Source organism: Ruegeria sp. BA2 (genome assembly GCF_056539605.1).
This window is the reverse complement of sequence record NZ_JBQFVE010000001.1, coordinates 514,730-533,629: the sequence shown is the minus strand read 5'-3', so window position 1 is coordinate 533,629 and position 18,900 is coordinate 514,730. Positions and strand designations below refer to the sequence as shown.

Sequence of the window (18,900 nt, the reverse complement as noted above, 5' to 3'; positions counted from 1 at the left end):
TCGCGAGCGGGTCTTGATCCTGATCAAATCGCGGCAATGCTGCCCATGTATACTGAATGCATTGTGACGTGGGAGGGTCCGCAATGGCAGGGTACAAAGACTTCTTTGATCGAATAGCTCGGATTGTGAGTGCTCCACGAGAAGCGATCATCAGTGATCTGGAGCTTTCAGACCTTGGCTTGTCCCGGGCCGATCTGGCCATGTTGCGATCTGGTGCGCCAAATGCGCGGGAAAGGATTCTCTCAATGGCGCGCCAGTTTGGTCTCAGCGAAGACGACCTTAACGCACATCCAGAGCTTGCTTTGGAGCTGGCGGAAAAATGTGGGCATTGCCGCCAGGCAAAGACCTGCCGCGATGCAATCCGGTCTGGCGAGCGATTGCCGCAGGAAAAGTGCCCGAATGCGGGGCTGTATGCGGAACTTTCCGAAGCTTAGCGTCCGCTTGGGCTTTCCTTTGGGCTCAGCTTTCTGCGACCGGTGATCTTGAAGCGATCAGCTGTCCCAAAATCCTTCATACCCACACCTGCAGCAAACTCGGCAAAGACCGGCGCATGTTTGAACAGATGTCCGGAACATCCGCCGGCAAATAAAACATTCTCATGCTCGGGGTGCCAGTCGACGATGAAATGTGTATCAGGTGTCAGGATGATTTGATTGAATTTGGAATCTACCACACGTTCGCCTTCAAGGCCCGGGAGGCGATGGCGTATGTAGCTGCGTGTCCGTCCCAGCGTTTCCTGTCGGATCAGCCTCTCGTCATTGTCCAGATCGATCTTGTCCGGGATCACGACCGCCGCTTTCACGCCCGACCCTTCAGAGGAGGGCAGGCCAAAGGACCCTTGACCGTGGTCGATCCAGCAAGGCATCCGGCTCATGTCGAAATCCTCGGACCCATCGGGTGTTGAGGTATAAAGGACGTTTACGCCAACCACGGTCGAAATCGGTTTAATTGTTCTCGGGAACATGTCCGCCATCCAGGGGCCGGTCGAGACTATGATAAGGTCAGCTTCAAGTGGTTTGCCATCCAGCATTGGGCGCTCGGACCCGTCGGTGGTCACGCGGCCGCGCTGCATAGTGCCACCTGCGCGGCGAAACAATTCCAGCCCGGTCAGGACACAGCGATGTGCCATCAGCATTCCGGCTTCGGGTTCGAACAGGGCGTATTCGATGTCGGGAACGCGAAACTGCGGAAATCGCGATTCTATATCCTGCCGCCCAAACTTGTAGTAGGGCACTCCAACGCGGTCGAAGGTTTCGGCTGTGGCGTTTTCCCAATCACAATGACCACCTGTTGCCAGAATCAGCGCACCGCATTCGTACATCAGATTCTGCCCGCTCTCTGCCTGCAGCTCCAGCCAGCGCAGGCGGCTTTCTCGGGCCCACCGTGTATAGAACTCGTCACGCCCCGAAATTGCGCGGATCACTCGGTTGTAATCCGTTGAAGAGGCTCGGGAATGTCCGGGTTCCCAGCGATCAACAAGGGTGACCGATTCACCACGTCGTTGCAATGTAAGTGCCGTCATGACGCCGACGATGCCGCCTCCGACAACAATGACCGAGCTCTTGGACATGATGCAGATTTTCCTTGTTTATCGATTGGCTTTGTGAATACTGTATACAGAATACAAGATTAATAAAGCCAAAAACAGGGAGAGCGTATCAATGAGTTCGGGATTTGATCTGCCCGAGGGCACGCATACCGTCATACTCGGTGTGGGTGACCTCAACGGCATCATGCGCGGCAAGCGCATTCCGGCTAGCCACTGGGATCACGTCTGCAAAAGCGGCAATGCGCTGTCGATTGCACTGATGGCCATCGATATGACCTGCGATGTTTGGGACACGCCTTATGTCAATTTTGACAACGGCTATCCGGATATGCACCTCTTCCCGATGACGCAGCCCGTCGCCGTACCGTGGGAGCCAGGGGTTGCGGTATGCTTTGGCCGTGCAGAAGGTATGGATCACAAACCGGTGCCGATTGATCCAAGGCAAGCGCTGGTGCGTCAGGTTGAGCGTGCCCGCGAGATGGGGTTCGAGGTCAATGTTGGCACTGAGCTCGAGTTCTATCTATTGGACCCGGAGACCGGGCAGCCTCGAGACAGCGGAATTCAGGTTTATGGCCTTGGGCGAGCCGCCCGGATGGAGCACATCGTCGGCCCAATCCGTCAACAGATCAACGAATGCGGCATTCCGATCGAACAGTCGAACCCGGAATACGCCGCCGGTCAGGTTGAAGTGAACATTCGCTATGGCGAGGCGCTTACAGCGGCAGATCGTGTTGTTCTTTTCAAATCGTTGATCCGTCAATTGGGCATCGCCCATGGATATCTAGCGACTTTCATGCCCAAGCCGTTCTTTGAGCAATCGGGTAACGGATTCCACACGCATTACTCGCTGTGGAAAGACGGCAAGAACGCGTTTGCCGATGGTGGCAAGATTAATGACACCGGTAAATCGTTCATCGCCGGTCTGCAGAAGCGCATGTGCGAAACAGCCATCTGCGGCAGTGGCACGGTGAATGGTTACCGGCGCCGTCAGCCCTATACGTTCTGCCCCATCAACGCGAGTTGGGGGTATGACAATCGAACAGTCGGTATTCGGGTTATCGAAGGGGCCGACAGCGCCGTGCGCGTTGAGAAGCGCGACGCAGGGGCGGATGCGAACCCCTATCTTCTGCTGGCTGCGGAAATTGCGGCAGGGCTCGACGGGATTGAACAGGGGCTCAAGCCGTCTGATCCCACCATGGGGAACGCCTATGAAGAGGGAATTGGTGATCCTATCCCCACCGATCTGCCGACCGCCATTGAACTGGCGCGAGGATCTGAGTGGCTGCGTGATGTACTAGGCGAATTGCTGTGGGAGCTGTCTTTGCAGCAGGCCGAGCGCGAGCTTGAGTTCTTTAATCAACAGGTCACTCCGGTTGAGCTGGACCGATACCTGAGGACGCTCTGATGCAACTGGGCAAAGTCACCGGAACCGTCACAGCCACGGCCAAAGACGCGAAACTGGTCGGGGCGAAACTGCTGGTGACGGATCTTGTCGACAGCAAGGGCAAGGTGATCGACCCGGCCCGGGTCTCTGTCGATACCTGCGGCGCCGGGGTCGGGGATACGGTTTTACTGGTCAGTGGCTCAGCGGCGCGTATGGCAGCGGGTCTGTCCACTGCACCCATAGATCTAGCGATCATCGCGATCGTGGACCGCGTATCCACGACCTGAAGCATAAGACATCAAACACCTAAATCTCGTTGGAGGAACAGAAGATGGCGAAACCAGTGGCGGGGCAGATGGCCCTGGGCATGATTGAAACGCGTGGGCTTGTCGGCGCGATCGAAGCTGCAGATGCAATGGTCAAGGCGGCCAGCGTTTCGATTGTTGGTCAGACAAAGGCCGGCGGCGGACTGGTCACCACGCTCGTGCGCGGTGAGGTTGGCGCGGTCAAAGCGGCGACCGATGCGGGTGCGACCGCAGCAAACAAAGTTGGTGAGGTTGTCTCTGTCCACGTGATTGCCCGTCCACATGACGAACTTGAGGCGATTATTGACAGCCTTGGCGCTGGCTCTGCAGCCTGATCCGCCTGCTTTAAGGAGACGCTATGTCTGCCGGTTTCGAGGAATTCACGCGTGCAGCGACACGCGGCGCGACCCGGGCTGCGCCTGAACGACCCAAGCTTGACCGAATAGCGGTATTGGGCGGCGGGGCGGATGCGCGCCTGTTGGCAGCCCTGTGTCTTGCTGAAGGGGCCGAGGTCACTTTGTTCTCGGCCTATGGATCTGAGCTGTCGTTGCTGGCCCAATCCTCAGGCATCTCACTGCAGGGTGAGGGTCCGGTCGGGACCTATCAGGTTGATCGTGATGGGCCATCGATACATACGACGGCCGAGTTGGACGCAGCGGTGCGCGATGCACATGTGGTTTTCCTAACCGGACCAATCCATAAGCAGCGCACCTATGCCATGGTGCTGGCCGATCATCTCAACGATGGGCAAATACTGGTTTTGACGCCTGGTCGCTCCCTTGGAGCTGTTGAAGCAGCCTGGCTTCTGCGGATTGGTGGCTGCACAGCTGACGTCACTCTGGTTGAAATCCAGGGGCTACCCTATTGGTTCCGTTCCGAAGGGGCAGCTTTGACAATTTCGCAGGCGGCGCCAATGGCTGCAGCGACATTGCCGCGCGGGCGCGAAGAGGTTCTTGATGGCTTGTCTGCGTATCTTCCCAATGTGCAGGTCGTTGACTCGGTCTTGGCGTCTGGTTTCAACGATCTATCAGCAGCGGTTGAGATACCTGCGCTGATCCTTGGGGGGGCTGCGATGGGCGTTGGTGGTCCTGATGTCCCGATGGGTGGCGTGCCGCTTGAGGCCAATCAGACCTTTGCGTCTTTGATCGGGCCCGATCAGAAAGAAGTGATTCATGGTCTGGCGGATGAGCGGCGGCGCATTGCAACTGCATACGGTGTACGCAATCTGCCCGAGACCGAACAGTGGATTTCCACCTTTGCCGGTGCCGAGCGAGGCCCAGGCGCACGACCGATCCCCGATCAGCAAACGTCTCGCGGTATGATGCGCGACGGGGTGCTGGGCTCGCTCGTTCCTTTAGTCTCGGCTGGTGAGCTTGCGGGTATCGCAAGCCCGCTGACGAGCAGCCTGATCGCGATCTCAGATCGAATTTTGGGCGCTGACGTAGCAGCGGCTGGTCGACGCCTGGAAACCATAGGGGTTTCAGCGGGAGATGTAGATCACGCGCGCCGTATCTTTGACACCATCGCCACCGGAGCTTCGTGATGGACGCAGACCTGAAATCGATTGCCGCCGCAAGACGCACCGCAGATCACGCTTTCGAAGCCTATCGCGCCTTTCTGGGCACTGATCCTGCGCAGGTGGATGCAATTGTCGACGCCATGGCGCGCGCAATCGAGCCGGAAGCCGAACGGTTGGGGCAAATGGCGGTCGAGGAAACCGGCTATGGGAATGTCCCGGACAAGCGGGTCAAGAACCTGTTCAATGCGTTGTCTGTTGCTGATTATCTGAGAGATATAACAACGCTGGGCATGCTCTGGCGGGATGACGCGACAAAGATCGCAGCGTTCGGGGAACCCATGGGCGTTGTGGCTGCCCTGATCCCGGTGACCAATCCAACGTCGACAATCATCTACAAAGTGCTTTCCGCAGTGAAGGCGGGTAACGCCATCGTCTGCGCGCCTCACCCGCGCGGAGTGGCGTGTGGCATCGAAACCGTCCGCATCATGGCGCGTGTGGCCGAGCAGATGGGTGCCCCCAAAGGCCTGATCCAATGTCTGGATTCCGTGACGATTCAGGGCACAGCCGAGCTGATGAAACACCGCCGTACCTCGGTTGTGATGGCAACGGGTGGACCGGCCATGGTCAAAGCGGCATATTCCAGCGGCAAACCGACGCTCGCAGTAGGGGCGGGCAATGTGCCGTGCTATGTGCACAAGTCGAAAGCGCGTGATCTGGCCGAAGTGGCCGAGATGATCGTGACGTCAAAAAGTTTCGATTACGGTACGGCCTGCGTTAGTGAGCAGGCGGTTGTCGCCGACCCCGAAATAGCGCGCGATCTGCGCCACGAGCTCAAGTTGAAAGGCGCGTACTTCTGTACGCCCGCTGAGGCTGATCGTCTGGCCAAAGTGATCTTCAAAGGCAGGCAAGCCATGGATCCGGATAGGGTTGGGCAAAGCCCGCAAGCGCTTGCCGACGCTGCAGGATTTGCAATCCCGCCGCGCACCCGCTGCCTCGTGTCAGAAGAAACCGAAATTGGTTGGCAGCGCCCGTTATCAGCCGAGAAACTGAACCCGGTTCTGGCATTTTATGAAGCGAAGTCCACCGATCATGGAATCGAGCTGGCGCAATCCATCGCCAAATTCGAAGGTTGGGGCCATTCCTCGGTCATCCATTCGGACGACCCTGAGGTCGTGGCCCGGTTCTCGACTGTGCCAACGGGCCGCGTGCTGGTGAATACGCCAGGCATCATGGGCGGTATGGGATATTCGACTGATCTAGAGCCATCCTTCATGCTGGGTACGGGAACATGGTCGGGGTCCATTACCTCAGACAACGTGACGGCCCTGCATCTCATCAACATCAAACGGGTCGCTTACGAAAGCAGACCCTGGCGCGACATTTACGAGGAGTATGGCGCATGAGCGAGATTACGATCCGGGCGCTGATGCAGATCGATAACCTGCAACCGAAATTTGCCGCTTACAATGGCGCAACCGTGCAGGGATCGGTCCCTTTGTCCGGTGATACGGTTCTGATCGGAGAATTTGCGCCGGGCAACGGAGTGTTCTCGCTGATCGACCGCGCGCTCAAGGCATCGTCTGTCGAGGCGACGACCCAGATGGTCGAGCGTGAATTTGGATTCTTTATTCTGCGGTCGCCATCGAATGCCGAGGTCTCCGCTGCGCGCGATGCGATGCTGGCTGAACTTGGTGCCACGATGTCCGACCGGTTGAAACCGGTGATCAGTTCGACACAGATCATAACCAGTGTTGAACCCTATCAGGCGCAGTTGTTGAACAAATGGCGGAAGGGGGCACTGATCGTTCCGGGGCAGACGTTGGGTATCGTGGAATGTGCCCCGGCTGCCTATATCTCGATTGCTGCGAATGAAGCGGAGAAGGCGGCAGAGATCGACATTGTCGAAGTGCGCGCCGTGGGGCGATTTGGACGCCTGTTTATCTCGGGGTCAGAAAACTCGGTCAAAACCGCCGTTGAGGCTGCGACCCGAGCGATTGAGGCCGTGGACGGGAAAGACGGTTGATGGCGGCACCGCGTGTCATAGGTTCGGATGCGGTCGAAGATGCCCGCCGGCGCGGTCGGATCGTGTTTGAGGTCTTGCCGGACGATATCGTGACGGCGTTGGCGCGCGAAACCGCTGAGCGAGTTGGCATCAAATTGGTCGATGGACCGCTGGAAAAGCCACAACCAACGCGCACAGACGCAGCGGTTTCAATGCAGCGCGTGTTGTATCGCCGTTCGCCCAAATGGGTTGCTCCGGTGCGTGCGAAGCGCAAGGCGCGCAGGTTGGGAAAACTTGCTTTGGTCGGGGCTGGTGGGGTCGGGGGCAATGTGGCCCATTTGGCCGCGATGCGGGATATTGCGGATGAGATTGCTCTGATCGATATTGCGCCGGGAATGGCCGCCGCAACTGCGTTGGATTTAAACCATACGTCAGGCATCACCGGTGCTAGCGCGCTGTGTGTGGGGGGCGAGTCGCTCGATCTAGTCGCTGGGGCAGAGGTGGTTGTGGTGACCGCAGGCCGTGCCCGGCGTCCGGGTATGAGCCGCGCGGATCTGATCGACGTGAATGCGCGCGTGATCCGTCAGGCAGCCGAGGCCATCCGGTCTGCCGCGCCAGATGCTATCGTCATTGTCGTAACCAATCCGCTTGATGAAATGACTGTCGAAATGCTGCGCGCCACCGGGTTCCCGCGTGAACGGGTACTGGGCATGGCGGGAACACTGGACAGCAGTCGCTTTCGCAATGCTCTGGCCGTGGCAGCAGGGGTCTCACCCGCTGATGTTGAGGCCTTTACGCTTGGGAGTCACGGAGATGAGATGGCGCCGATTCCGAGCCGAGCCAAAATAAAGGGCCGGGCGTTGGATGTATTTCTGTCGCCTGACCAGATCGATGCCTGTGTTAAGGACGCCGTAACCGGCGGGGGGCAAGTTGTTGCCCTCAAGAAATCGGGTTCCGCAACCATTGCACCGGCGCATGCATCTATCGAATTGATCGACCACATACGGGGCGCGCGTACTGGCCTAGTTCCGGTTTCAGTCATGTTGCAAGGGGAATATGGCATCGATGGCGTCGTGCTTGGCGTTCCTGCCCATCTTGGAACTTCCGGATTGGTCGAGGTCGAGGAGTTGCGGCTGACCGATCAGGAACAAGCGGCCTTGCAGAAAGCAGCGGATGCCATCCGGTTGAGGTTGGGCCTGTGACCCTACGCATCTGGAAGTCAGGCGGGCGGTTCGAAGAAGTTGCGTCTTATTCCCGCGCAAAGCGCATCGGACCATTCGTTTGGGTTGCGGGGACCACAGCCATCGAACCCAGCGGGCGCATTCATGCACCCGGAGATGTAGAGGCGCAGACAAAGTATATTCTGTCCCGTTTGGAAGAGGCGCTTAAGGCCGTCGGCGCCGAAATGCGTCATGTCGGTCGGGTACGCGTTTATCTAACCGATCTGTCACGTGCGGGCGAGTTCGCGCGCGTACACGGAGCGGTATTCAAAGGTATCGATCCAGTTCTGACCGCCGTTGAAGCGGGGCTGACACAACCTGGTTTGATGGTGGAGATTGATGTCGACGCGGTAATTCACGACGAAAGCGGCAAAATCAGCGGACTCTAAACATGACTCACCAAGAAAGGATTTGATCGAACTACCGTCTTGTGTACTGTATACAGAATACAAGAAAGGCAAATAAAGACACAGGGAGCTAATGTGATGATCAAAACAACGCTACTCAGCGGAACATGTATCGCGCTCATGGCCTCGGCGGCTGCAGCGGAAATCAAGGTTGGATTTATCGGATCACTTTCATCGGACACCGGTCTGTCGACATTGCGCGGTGCCGAGATCGCAATTGAAGAACTGAATGCCAATGGCGGGGTGATGAGGGAACAGATCACGCTGGTTTCGGCCGACACGGGGCAGGACCCGACCGAGGGGGTGCGGGCCTATGAGTATCTGGCGGAAACCGAAGAAGTAGATTTCATCATCTCCGGCTCAATCGATGATGTCTCGTTGGGCTGGCTTCCTCGGATGCAGGAATATCGAATACCGACGCTGGATACCTGGACCTCTTATATCGGCATCATCGACATGGTGGTCGAAGACCCCGACAGCATGACGCCTTACTTCATGAATATCGCCTCGGATGAGGCCTTGGCGACGCTTTATATCAATTTCGGCGCGGATGTTCTGAAAGAAAAGATGGGTTGGGAATCCGTTGTCATTCTGGCCGAAGACACAGCGTTTGGCGAAGCCATCACTGGTCTGGTGACTGAGGCGCTTGCGCCGGTTGCCGGTATTGAGGTCAAGGATATCATCACCTATGACGTGGCCACTGTCGATTTCGCGCCGATCTTCAGTCGTGCGCAGGATACGGGGGCTGATTTTATCTATCAGGTCTCGTCGGTGAACTCACAGGTTGTTTCGTCGCAATACGTGAAGCTTCAGGTTCCGATGGCGATGACGGGCGTGAATGTTTCAGCCCTAGGAATGGAGTATTGGGAAGATACAGGTGGTGCAGGTGGCGGCATTTCAACCCTGTCGCCAGTGCCTTCGGTTGGATTCAAACTGGACCCAGCCAGCCAAGAGTTTGTTGACACATATCAGGCCAAGTATGACAGCCGCCCGCTGCTGCCTCATTTTAACGGGTTCAATGCTTATCACGGTCTAAAACAGGCCATGGCTGCCGCTGAAGAGGCGGGTGGCTTTGACAATGTCGAAGGCTGGGCCGAGGCGATGAAAAAGCAGGACCTTGTTCTGGACCTCAACGGTGAGCTTTGGTTGCGTTATGCCTTCTGGGGCGACGATGAAGTCGAGCCTGTCACCAACCGGACCTACCCGCATAACGCGCGGTTTGACTTGTCGGAACCGTTTGATGACGCTCAGCCCTCAATGGTTGTGGTTCAGTGGTATGAGGACGGTACTGCCGCGGTTGTGTACCCCGAGAAATACGCGACGGGCGAGTTCACGCTTCCCAGCTGGGTCAAGCAGTAATCCTGACCCAACCATAGCTTGAAACGGGTGCGCGGTGGCGCGCGCCCGCAGCCAAGGATCAACACATGTTGCAGATACTGATTCAGGGGCTTTTGCTCAGCGGTCTCTACGCGCTCATTGCTATGGGGTTCACGCTGATCTTCAGCATCGGCCGTGTCCTGAATCTTGCCTATGGCGCCTATCTGATGGTCGGCGGCTATATTTACTTTTGGATATCGCAATCGCTTGGGATGCCTAAGCTAATGGGGGTTGCCGTGGCTGCCGCGCTAGGTGTGCTTATGGGCGTCTTGAAATATCGCCTGATCGTCAAAACGCTTAAAGGGGATCATGTGGCTGTCGAGATTTCGACGCTGATCCTTGCGGTCGTCATTCAGGCAGGCATTGTTTTGGTTTTTGGCGACAGTAGCAAAATCCTTTTGCCGATTGTTCCCGGGGTGATCAACGTAGCTGGCGCTTCGGTCACGTATAATATCTTGATCGCGACACTCATTAGCTGGGCCATTCTGCTAGGGCTCTATGCCTTTGTCCGGCTGACCCATACCGGACGGGCGATGCAGGCGGTTTCAATGGATGCCAAGGGCGCTGCAATTTCCGGGATCGACCCGGATCGCATCAACCTGATCACATGGGGTATCTCGGGCGCATTAGGCGCAATCGGAGGCGTCTTCTTTGCCAGCTACACTCAGCTATCGCCATCCATGTGGGTGGCTCCGCTAATCATTTCGGTGGCTGTGGTTATCGTTGGCGGGATCGGCTCGATCCTGGGCACTTTGGTGGTGGCGCATATTGTGGGCTTTCTTGAAGTCATCGTTGTGGCGACGCTTGCACCAGAGTTGCGGGGAGTCTTCACAATGCTACTGATCATCGGTGTGCTGGTCACCCGACCGCAAGGCCTGTTTGGCCGAGAGGAGCTGTGATCATGGGCCTACGCTGGTTTCACTTTGCGCTTTGGGGCGGTTTGATCGCGGGAATGTTCCTGTTGCCGCAAGTCGTCTCGAACGGGACATTGCGCACAATGATCTTTGCCAACTATCTGGCGATCTTTGCCATCAGTTGGGACGTGCTGTCGGGTCGAACGGGGTATGTCAGCTTTGGTCACCCGTTTCTGATCGGTATCGGGGCCTATACCACTGCAATCCTGACCAAGCGGTTCGATGTCGCTGTTGAGATATCAATCCCGATTGCTGTTGTTGTCACCATGATCGCGGGCCTGCTGGTGTTGCTGCCAGCCTTGCGAATTCGGGGCAGCTATTTCGCACTGGTCACGCTGGCCTTTATGGAGTTGCTGTATCAACTGGTTCAAGTCATTCGTCCCGACTTGACCGGCGGAACGCGCGGCATGTCGGGCATTCAAACGCTGACGCGCGGCGCGGCGAACGGGTATTACCTATCTACGACGCTTATGCTGGCGATCGCTGTCAGCATGTGGTTGCTGATGAAGACGCGGCTTGGAACCGCCTTGTCTGCGATTGGAATGAACGAGGAAAGTGTGCGGGGCTCGGGCCTCAGCACCACGCGCCTTAAGGCGTTTGCCTTTCTGACAAGCGCTATGATTGCGGGTCTAGGTGGGGCGTTCTATGTCCACTATCTGGGATCGCTTGCTCCACGCGCGCTGTTTGATATCAACTTCTTGTTCACCATCATTGTCGCGGCACTTCTGGGTGGAACCTCAACCATCATTGGCCCGATGATAGGCGCGTTTTTCATGACGTTCCTGCTGGAATATCTGAGGCCGGTTCTTCCGGGGGCAGAGCGGTACTTCGTCTATGGTGCCATTGCACTGCTGCTTTATATGTATCAGCCGAAAGGCCTTGTTGAGCTTGTCCGTCGTGGCTTCAAAACCCTGGGCAGGGGGCGGATGGCATGAGCGCGGCGTTGAAAGTATCCGGTCTTGTGAAGCGTTTCGGTGGGTTGGTCGCGACGAACGATCTGTCGTTCGCTCTCAAAGAGGGCGAGTCTCTGGGATTGATCGGTCCCAACGGAGCAGGCAAGACAACCGTGTTTAGCCAGATCATGGGCGAGCTGCGGCAAAACAGTGGCACGATCGAGCTGTTCGGGCAGGAAATTTCGAACCTTTCGACCCCGCAGCGCATTCGTGCCGGGGTTAGCCGGACCTATCAAATCCCGCGCCCGTTTGGTGATATGAGCGTTGCCGAAAACATTCGCGTTGGGCTGATGCCTGACAATATCTGGCAGATGATTGTCTCGCCCCCAAACAAAGAACGTGAGCGGGAGCTAGCGCTTAGCGTCGGCTTTACCGAAGCGGATTTGGAGCGCGCGCCAACAGAATTGGCCATGGGTGATCTGCGCAAGCTTGAGATGGCCCGTACGATGGCTACCGCACCCAAGGTGATGTTGCTGGACGAGGTGTTCGCGGGTCTCACCACAGGCGAGATTGCACAGATTTCGGACCTCATTCAGTCGATGCGCAAGGATGGAATGACTTTCCTGATCGTCAGCCATGATCTGCCCGCGCTTGAGCCATTGATCGACCGCGCCATCGCCATCGAACGCGGCACTATGATTGCCGAAGGCTCGTTTGCCGAGGTGATGAACGACAAGGCTGTTCAGGCCTCGTATCTGGGGGCCGCGTAATGTCGTATCTGGAAATCGAAAACCTGTCGGCCTTCTACGGCAAAGCGCAAGCGCTGACCGATATCTCAATCACTGTCCAACCCGGTGAGATCGTCGCCGTGGTTGGCCCCAATGGTGCCGGAAAATCGACCTTGCTGGACAGCATCATGGGGCTTGTCAAAACCGAAGGAGATATTCGGCTGAGGGGGCACAGCCTGGCCGGTCGAACGCCTTCGGAAATTGTGCGGCATGGAGTGGGTTACGCGCCCGAGCGCTTCAACCTGTTTCCCTATATGTCTGTGCGTGACAACCTTATGGTCGGTGCCTTCACGGCCCGCGATGATATCCAGAGCAATCTGGCGATGGTGCATAGCCTCTTCCCGCGTCTGGAAGAGAGGGAAGGGCAAGAGACCTCGACCCAGTCGGGCGGGGAACGTCAGATGGTCTCGTTCGGGCGCGCGCTGATGACCAGTCCCGAGCTGTTGCTGGTCGACGAGCCGACAATTGGACTGGCCCCGAAAATCTGCCACGAAATCGCTGAGGTGGTGCGCAAGCTCAACAAAGAATACGGGCTGACGGTGGTGATTACCGAGCAGAACGCCAACTTCGCTCTGTCGCTGGCTAGCCGTATTTATGTGCTCGAATCCGGACGGATGCAGACGTCAGGCACCGCCGACGAATTGCGGAATGATAAACGATTGCTCGAAGCCTATTTTGGCGGTCATTAAGTGACGTTCAAAAGCGGTAGGTTGCGCCGATCAGAGGACCAGATTGATCGAATTTGAAATCATTCCCGTCGATGTCATGATCGAATGAGATATAGCGGTATCCGCCGCGGATCAGCCAGCGATCATTGATCGCGTAGTCTGCGGTTAACAAAACCTGCCACGTCTCACTGCCACTGCGGAAACCACCATAGTCAACAAATCCGGTGCCTGACCATTTGTCTGAGAACGTGACGCGTGCGCGGGCCCCTATCACGGGATCCGTCCAGCTTGAATCAACGGTCGTCCGACGACCAGGTGCAGCGCCGGGTTGCAGTTCAAAATCGGTTTCCGTGCTGAACCACCTGAAACCGCCGACAAGATCGATATTGGCGGATTGATCATTATAGACCCGATAACCGACATAGCCGCTGAGGAATTGTGTCGTAAAGGATGTATCGAGGCCCGAGCTTGCCGGGCCGGGCGTATCGCTACTGAAAGACAGGTTGGTATAGTTGTAGTCCGCAAGCAGTGACCAACGCCCGTTTGTCGCGGCAAATGCCGCCATGAACGCGAAATCGAGATTTTCCAGTGCATCGGAAAAACTCAACGTGCCATCCAAGGTTCCGCGGGGTGTGCTGATCGAAGTCTCTGTTTCTGGCATAAACAGATAGATCGAGGCCTCGTATGACCAATCGGACTGCTGGGCCGCCACGACGGATGCCATTGAACTTGCCAATGAGACTCCGATGGCCAGTTCTTTCCACTTCGCTGTCATTCCCATCATTGTTCTCCTGTCAAAAACTTCTTCGAAATCCGGTCATGGGGTCGCTCTCATCCAATCTGGCGTTTGTGTATTTCATGCCGCCGCGTCATCGGCTTTGCTCGCGGCATCGCCGACGCGATTGATATCTGTGCTGGGAAAAAACTCGGACCAGACATGCCAGAACACGCCGGCGCGTAAGGTCTCGACCCGTTGTAGCTGACCTTGATCGGATTTTCCCCAAAAGTCGCATTTGGTCACGGGTTGGTCGCTGTCATTGTACCAAACGCCCAAGCTTTCATACTTCGGGTCGATGCTGACAACGACATCCCGCCCGCCGACCCGCGCATTTACGATCCAATCATTGTCAACGATGAAATCATCAGTCCAGCAGGTGGCATCCTGTCCGATGGTGATCCCCCAGACATAGGTTTTGTTGGGCAACCGATCGTCGGATCGGTCCATGTTGTCCATCACTGGAGCCTCTTCCTGATGCTGACGGCCTATGCCCCAGCCAAAGGTAATCTCGGTCATCATGTCCAGAAGCCGCAGCAACGGGTTTTGCGAGGGTTTGTTCAGAAAGACTTCGCCATCTGGAAAGGCCTTCTGAAATCCTCGGAAGGTCATCCTGTAAGTGGGCCAGGGTTTCATCTGCGCCTCAGGTCGTAGCGGGCAGGCGAGGCCATCTGTGTTTGGGTTCTGATCCGCCTCACGAAAACCATATATGTGCTGAATGGGTTCGCCCGTGTCGTTGTCCCGCAGGATCAGGTTGTTTCCGTGCTGGGCGAGAACTTCAAGGTTCAGCCGTTTGCCTTCGATGCTTGGAGTATAGCCCTGACCAAGATTGGCCATGGCGCAATAGGTCATCACGACGTCTTCACCGCCCAGCCCTTTGTCATCGCCCGCCAGATGAGGCCGCATGATCTGAGCGTCGGGATGAGCACGGGCATGGCCGCCATTGTCGATCACCATCACAGGCGCGGTCGGGCCGACATATTTGCGGGCCTCGTCTATTGGAAAATATTGCGCCGTATTCAACTGGTTCCTGAGGCCGAGATGAACCCAGACATACGGAAACCCATAAAGGAAAAGGACCAGAACAGCCGCTACCAGCCACAGCCAGAACGGTCCGGCCCCCAACGCGAAATGTGCAAGCGTCGCAACGACAAAAGCACCCAACCCGATGGCGATCAGGCGGTATTCATTTCGAATGAACCGCACCATATTTTCGCGTTTAACTTTCAGAAGCATCTGAGACACGTCGCCCAAGTCCCGGAAATAGACGAACCCGATCCCAAGTGATCCGATCAAACCCAGTGCGAATAGGAGAAGTCCGAACATGTGATGATCCTAAATCTTGACTGTTGCGTCCCGGGGTTATTGTTGCGGTGATTGGCGTTTGATCAGAAACGCCTCGACCGCTTGCTGAGTTTCGGGGCGAATGTTCTCGATCCCTTCGTATGGCACGCCGTATGCGGGCGGTGTGTCTGGGTATTTCTCTTTCCTCGCCATGTGGCGACCAAGGATGCGTGCAAATTCCTGCCCTCCCCAGGCGCCAACCTCGGTCGAGACTGAATACTCCTCACGCGTATCCCGGTAGAGATCAAAGAATTTTGCCAAAATAGCACTTTCACCAGCGCCCGGCAGCTTCAGCTTCAACTGGTCCTTGACGATCGCTTCGGGTTTAGCGACCGAATAGATGATCACATGATCGCGGCGTGCCTTCGCTTCATCCGCAAACAACAGCGCTGCGGATTGATCGACGCCATCCACCAGTCGATCCCTCGGGATGTGCTGATCGGCACCCGCAAAGCGCGAGAGCGTCGTGTACAGATCCGAAACATGGATGATGCTGTTCAGCAATCCATCAGCCTGGATCATACCCGGCCAGCGGATAAAGGCATCGACCCGAACGCCGCCTTCGGTCGTATCCCCTTTGCCACCAGCATAGATCATCGGTGTATAGCCCGACTGCGGGGCGTATTTGGTGAAATGCCCATTGTCCCCCATGACAACAACAATGGTGTTCTCGCTGACCCCCAGCTCATCCATTCTGGCGAACAGATCGCCCAGCCATTGATCCAGCAGTTGCATCTTGTCGACATAGAGCCCGCCATTCGCGCTTTCGGGCCCAGAGCGTCCAGCACGGGTGTTGTCCAGAGGGATCATTGGCCAATATTGCAGGAAGAAGGGCGCGTCTCCGCCTGAAAGACGCTCAAGCTCTGACAGTGTTTTGTCCTGAAAGGCTTGGTTCATCTCATCGTATTTGGCCGCGTTCCATCGCTCACCAGATTCCATTCGAATCTCGCGAATTGGACCGCCGGTTTCACCTTCGATGACGGTCATCATCGCTGAGGCGTCGGGTCGGAACCAATTGTCCAGCGTATATTTGTCATCGTAATCCCGGATTGCGACCGAGACTTGCTCCTTGATCGCATCATCATTGAAAATCGTCAGTTGGCCTTGTTGGTGAATGGCGTGTTGCGCGTAGTCAAAGCCTTGGTTCATAGCCCAGCTTTCCGCGATATCCCCCATGTGCCATTTACCGACGTGGCTGGTTGCATATCCTGCTTGTTTCAGAACCTCGGCCAAGGTCACTTCGTCTTGCGGCAGGCCGAAGCCAGCAATATCGACGGTGGTGTCACCCATGCCCATACGTACGGGCAGGCGACCGGTCATTTGGGCGACGCGCGTCGGGGTGCAGGATGGTTCGGTATACATCCGAACCATGCGCATCGCCTCGTCCGAGAAATCGTTGATGTTCGGCGTCTCATATCCGCGGACGGCATTCAATTCAGGTATGCCCATGTCGCCGAAGCCGAGATCATCGATCAATACGCTGATAATGTTCGGCGGGTTACCGTTGTTGTCTTCGCGAAAGGTGGCCAACGCCTCATCGACAGCGACATCATCCTGGGCCCATTGCTCTGCGCGCTGTGCCTGCAGGATATAGAATTCGGCATCGTGCTGGATCGGATTCTCTTGCGCCAGTACGGACTGCGCAGTAAGGCCGACAGATAGAACAAGTACCCCTAAAATCTTCATCCTATATCCCCCGTTCGCGTGCTGGGCGGAAAGCAAATCTCTCCGCCGCAGCTTACATATTGAAACATTATCATATTTAGACAAGATTTTCTGTAGCCTTTACTCCTGCCAGCTCATGAACACGTCGCGCGTCAGTTCGGATTCCGGGCGCAGGTTATCGATGCCCTCATAGGGGATGCCGCGTCCGATCTCGGTATGCGGATATTTCGTGATCATCTTCTGGTGGCGCTTGATCATGTCCTGAAATGATGCGCCGGCCCAAAGCGAATAGCCAACCAACGGGTGCAGCTCGCGCGGGTCGCGATAGATGTTGAAGGTCGGGGCAGCCGCGCCGGGTTGGCCCGGTGCGGGTAAGTGCATCTTGAACTCCTGCTTGATCACCGAGCGCAAAACAGGACCTTCGTAGACATACACATAGTCGCGGCGACCGTTGCCCTCGCCATTCAGCAACAAGGCCGTCTGGTCGATACCATCAATTATACGATCGCGTGGAATGTGGTCAGTGGCACCTGCAATCCGCGCGATGGTGGTATAGATATCGGACACGTGAAAGATATCACCGGCGGCACTGTCAGCTTTGATCACTCCGGGCCAGCGAATGAAAGCATCCGTGCGCACGCCGCCTTCCAAATGCTGGGTCTTGCCACCGCGATAGATCAGTTGATTGAGGCCCGAAGTCCCCTCGTAATGGTACATCAGCCCGTTGTCAGCCATCAGCACAACAATCGTGTTGTCGGCTTCGCCTGTCTCTTCAAGCTTGGCCAACAGGTCGCCGATCCATCCGTCCAGCAGCTGCAACTTATCGGCGTGAAAGCCTCCGTTCCTGGATAGAGCCTCATCCGGGTAAACGAAATTGAGCGGATAGAGCGGCCAGTATTGCATAAAGAATGGCGCTTCTTCGGTCGCAGCACGTTCAAGCTGTTCCAGCGCCTGACGTTGGTAGCGTTCATTCATTTCTTCATATTTGGCTTGGGTCCAGACTTCGCCAGCCGACATATCGACTTCGCGGGCAGTGCCGCCTGCAATGGCCTCGACACCAGTGACAAGGCCATAAGGCTTGAAGCGTTCGTCCAGTAGGAATTGGTTATTCTGTCCCTCAGCTGCGTATCCGAGCATGTTATTTGCGCGCATGGCCTCAGGGGTCATGAGGCTGAGTTGGACTTGTTGATGCAGAGGGAAGGCGGCCCAATCGAAACCTTGATTGTGAGGATAAGCCTGTTCGATATCACCCTGATGCCATTTGCCGACATGCACAGTATTGTAGCCAACCTCTTTCAGTATTTCGGGCAAGGTTACCTCGCTGGCCGGAAGACCTTCGCCCACAAGCGCAACTTTGACCTCGGTCACACCTGCACGAACCGGGTGTCGCCCTGTTAGCATCGCTGTTCTGGTCGGTGTGCACGAAGGCTCCGTGTACATGCGCATCAGTGACAGGCCTTCAATGGCGAGCTGGTTGATGCTGGGTGTCTCGATTCCCATCACATAGTTCATCTTGCGGTCACCCATCTGACCGAAACTGACGTCGTCAATCAGGATGTACAGGATATTGGGTGGTTTACCCCCGTTTTCTTCACGTATCTCAGAAAGCCTTGCATCGATTTCAGCGTCTTGCGCATCCCAAACTTCGCCGAACTGGGCGCGCAGGAACTCAAATTCACCATCGTGAATGATCGGGTTTTGTTGAGCATACGCAGAACCCGCAGTCAGGATCAGAGCAGGCAATATCTGTTTCAGCATGATGTCGTGCCTTTCGTATTGATTGTCGTCAGGGCGCGCCCGGGTCGTCCGATAGCTTTGCTTCGATACTGCTGCGTAGGTCCGAAACAGTTTCAGCCAAATCAGCGAGGTAGCGAGGTCGATGGGTCGACCCGGGGTGAGGGGGCTCTGCCAGCGCGATCATCATTTCTTGGTAGTCCATGCATATTCGGTCGAATTCCTTGTCATGCGCGCGCAGGTTCTGCAGCCGCGTGATGGCACCGGGGAATTGCGTGTCGAAGAATTCGTCTTCATCCATTTGCCGCGCCTTGATCAGCTGCCCACTGAAAGCATGCAATGTGAAGAATATGACT

20 protein-coding genes are annotated in these 18,900 nt (G+C 56.4%); 14 read left to right on the top strand and 6 right to left on the bottom strand.

The genetic code is table 11. From position 1 onward, the window contains the following. The first annotated feature begins 83 nt into the window (after positions 1-83). Positions 84-434, top strand: coding sequence for a hypothetical protein (locus tag ACR0NN_RS02695; RefSeq protein ID WP_170719410.1), 351 nt, complete (start codon positions 84-86; stop codon positions 432-434). On the opposite strand, the gene ACR0NN_RS02690 is transcribed toward ACR0NN_RS02695, so the two are convergent. Beyond that, entirely contained in the window at positions 431-1,570 is a 1,140-nt protein-coding gene (locus tag ACR0NN_RS02690; protein ID WP_170719405.1) for an FAD-dependent oxidoreductase, read from the bottom strand. The genes ACR0NN_RS02695 and ACR0NN_RS02690 overlap by 4 nt on opposite strands. Before the next feature lie 91 nt (positions 1,571-1,661). Here ACR0NN_RS02690 and ACR0NN_RS02685 point away from each other — a divergent pair, with 91 nt between their 5' ends. From ACR0NN_RS02685 to ACR0NN_RS02625, 13 genes are all read left to right on the top strand, one after another. After that, on the top strand, positions 1,662-2,954 hold the full coding sequence (locus ACR0NN_RS02685) for a glutamine synthetase family protein (RefSeq protein WP_170719403.1): 1,293 nt from the start codon (positions 1,662-1,664) through the stop codon (positions 2,952-2,954). Beyond that, the gene (locus tag ACR0NN_RS02680) at positions 2,954-3,220 is read left to right on the top strand and encodes a EutN/CcmL family microcompartment protein (RefSeq protein ID WP_170684200.1); all 267 of its coding nucleotides are present in this window, start codon (positions 2,954-2,956) and stop codon (positions 3,218-3,220) included. The genes ACR0NN_RS02685 and ACR0NN_RS02680 overlap by 1 nt, the downstream gene beginning before the upstream one ends. A 44-nt stretch (positions 3,221-3,264) precedes the next feature. Next, positions 3,265-3,573: a BMC domain-containing protein gene (locus ACR0NN_RS02675; protein WP_170684199.1), complete on the top strand. Its 309-nt coding sequence runs from the start codon at positions 3,265-3,267 to the stop codon at positions 3,571-3,573. Positions 3,574-3,596: 23 nt separating this feature from the next. After that, positions 3,597-4,781 carry a hypothetical protein gene (locus ACR0NN_RS02670; protein WP_170719401.1) on the top strand — a complete coding sequence of 395 codons (1,185 nt, stop codon included), beginning with the start codon at positions 3,597-3,599 and terminating at the stop codon, positions 4,779-4,781. Next, the gene (locus tag ACR0NN_RS02665) at positions 4,781-6,160 is read left to right on the top strand and encodes an aldehyde dehydrogenase family protein (RefSeq protein WP_170719399.1); all 1,380 of its coding nucleotides are present in this window, start codon (positions 4,781-4,783) and stop codon (positions 6,158-6,160) included. The genes ACR0NN_RS02670 and ACR0NN_RS02665 overlap by 1 nt, the downstream gene beginning before the upstream one ends. Beyond that, positions 6,157-6,780, top strand: coding sequence for a BMC domain-containing protein (locus tag ACR0NN_RS02660; protein WP_170719397.1), 624 nt, complete (start codon positions 6,157-6,159; stop codon positions 6,778-6,780). The genes ACR0NN_RS02665 and ACR0NN_RS02660 overlap by 4 nt, the downstream gene beginning before the upstream one ends. After that, positions 6,780-7,961, top strand: coding sequence for a malate dehydrogenase (locus tag ACR0NN_RS02655; RefSeq protein WP_170719389.1), 1,182 nt, complete (start codon positions 6,780-6,782; stop codon positions 7,959-7,961). The genes ACR0NN_RS02660 and ACR0NN_RS02655 overlap by 1 nt, the downstream gene beginning before the upstream one ends. Beyond that, the gene (locus tag ACR0NN_RS02650) at positions 7,958-8,368 is read left to right on the top strand and encodes a Rid family hydrolase (protein WP_480683837.1); all 411 of its coding nucleotides are present in this window, start codon (positions 7,958-7,960) and stop codon (positions 8,366-8,368) included. The genes ACR0NN_RS02655 and ACR0NN_RS02650 overlap by 4 nt, the downstream gene beginning before the upstream one ends. A gap of 96 nt (positions 8,369-8,464) precedes the next feature. Then, entirely contained in the window at positions 8,465-9,745 is a 1,281-nt protein-coding gene (locus tag ACR0NN_RS02645) for an ABC transporter substrate-binding protein (protein ID WP_170719387.1), read from the top strand. 65 nt (positions 9,746-9,810) lie between these two features. Further along, positions 9,811-10,662 (top strand): branched-chain amino acid ABC transporter permease, encoded by an 852-nt coding sequence (locus ACR0NN_RS02640; protein WP_170510277.1) that lies wholly within the window; start codon positions 9,811-9,813, stop codon positions 10,660-10,662. A 2-nt stretch (positions 10,663-10,664) separates the two neighbouring features. Next, positions 10,665-11,612, top strand: coding sequence for a branched-chain amino acid ABC transporter permease (locus ACR0NN_RS02635; protein WP_170684193.1), 948 nt, complete (start codon positions 10,665-10,667; stop codon positions 11,610-11,612). Then, positions 11,609-12,340 (top strand): ATP-binding cassette domain-containing protein, encoded by a 732-nt coding sequence (locus tag ACR0NN_RS02630; protein ID WP_170719385.1) that lies wholly within the window; start codon positions 11,609-11,611, stop codon positions 12,338-12,340. Before ACR0NN_RS02635 ends, ACR0NN_RS02630 begins: the two co-directional genes overlap by 4 nt. Beyond that, complete coding sequence (locus ACR0NN_RS02625; RefSeq protein WP_170684191.1) at positions 12,340-13,047, top strand: ABC transporter ATP-binding protein; 708 nt, start codon at positions 12,340-12,342, stop codon at positions 13,045-13,047. The genes ACR0NN_RS02630 and ACR0NN_RS02625 overlap by 1 nt, the downstream gene beginning before the upstream one ends. A gap of 7 nt (positions 13,048-13,054) precedes the next feature. Here ACR0NN_RS02625 and ACR0NN_RS02620 read toward each other — a convergent pair whose 3' ends face one another. From ACR0NN_RS02620 to ACR0NN_RS02600, 5 genes are all read right to left on the bottom strand, one after another. Then, complete coding sequence (locus ACR0NN_RS02620) at positions 13,055-13,807, bottom strand: outer membrane protein (protein ID WP_480683834.1); 753 nt, start codon at positions 13,805-13,807, stop codon at positions 13,055-13,057. A 75-nt stretch (positions 13,808-13,882) separates the two neighbouring features. Then, complete coding sequence (locus ACR0NN_RS02615; protein WP_170719382.1) at positions 13,883-15,127, bottom strand: DUF3179 domain-containing (seleno)protein; 1,245 nt, start codon at positions 15,125-15,127, stop codon at positions 13,883-13,885. 36 nt (positions 15,128-15,163) lie between these two features. Continuing rightward, positions 15,164-16,831, bottom strand: coding sequence for a sulfatase-like hydrolase/transferase (locus tag ACR0NN_RS02610; protein WP_170719380.1), 1,668 nt, complete (start codon positions 16,829-16,831; stop codon positions 15,164-15,166). 99 nt (positions 16,832-16,930) lie between these two features. Beyond that, entirely contained in the window at positions 16,931-18,568 is a 1,638-nt protein-coding gene (locus ACR0NN_RS02605; protein WP_170719378.1) for a sulfatase-like hydrolase/transferase, read from the bottom strand. 28 nt (positions 18,569-18,596) lie between these two features. Further along, on the bottom strand, positions 18,597-18,845 hold the full coding sequence (locus tag ACR0NN_RS02600) for a hypothetical protein (RefSeq protein WP_170719374.1): 249 nt from the start codon (positions 18,843-18,845) through the stop codon (positions 18,597-18,599). Positions 18,846-18,900: the final 55 nt, after the last annotated feature.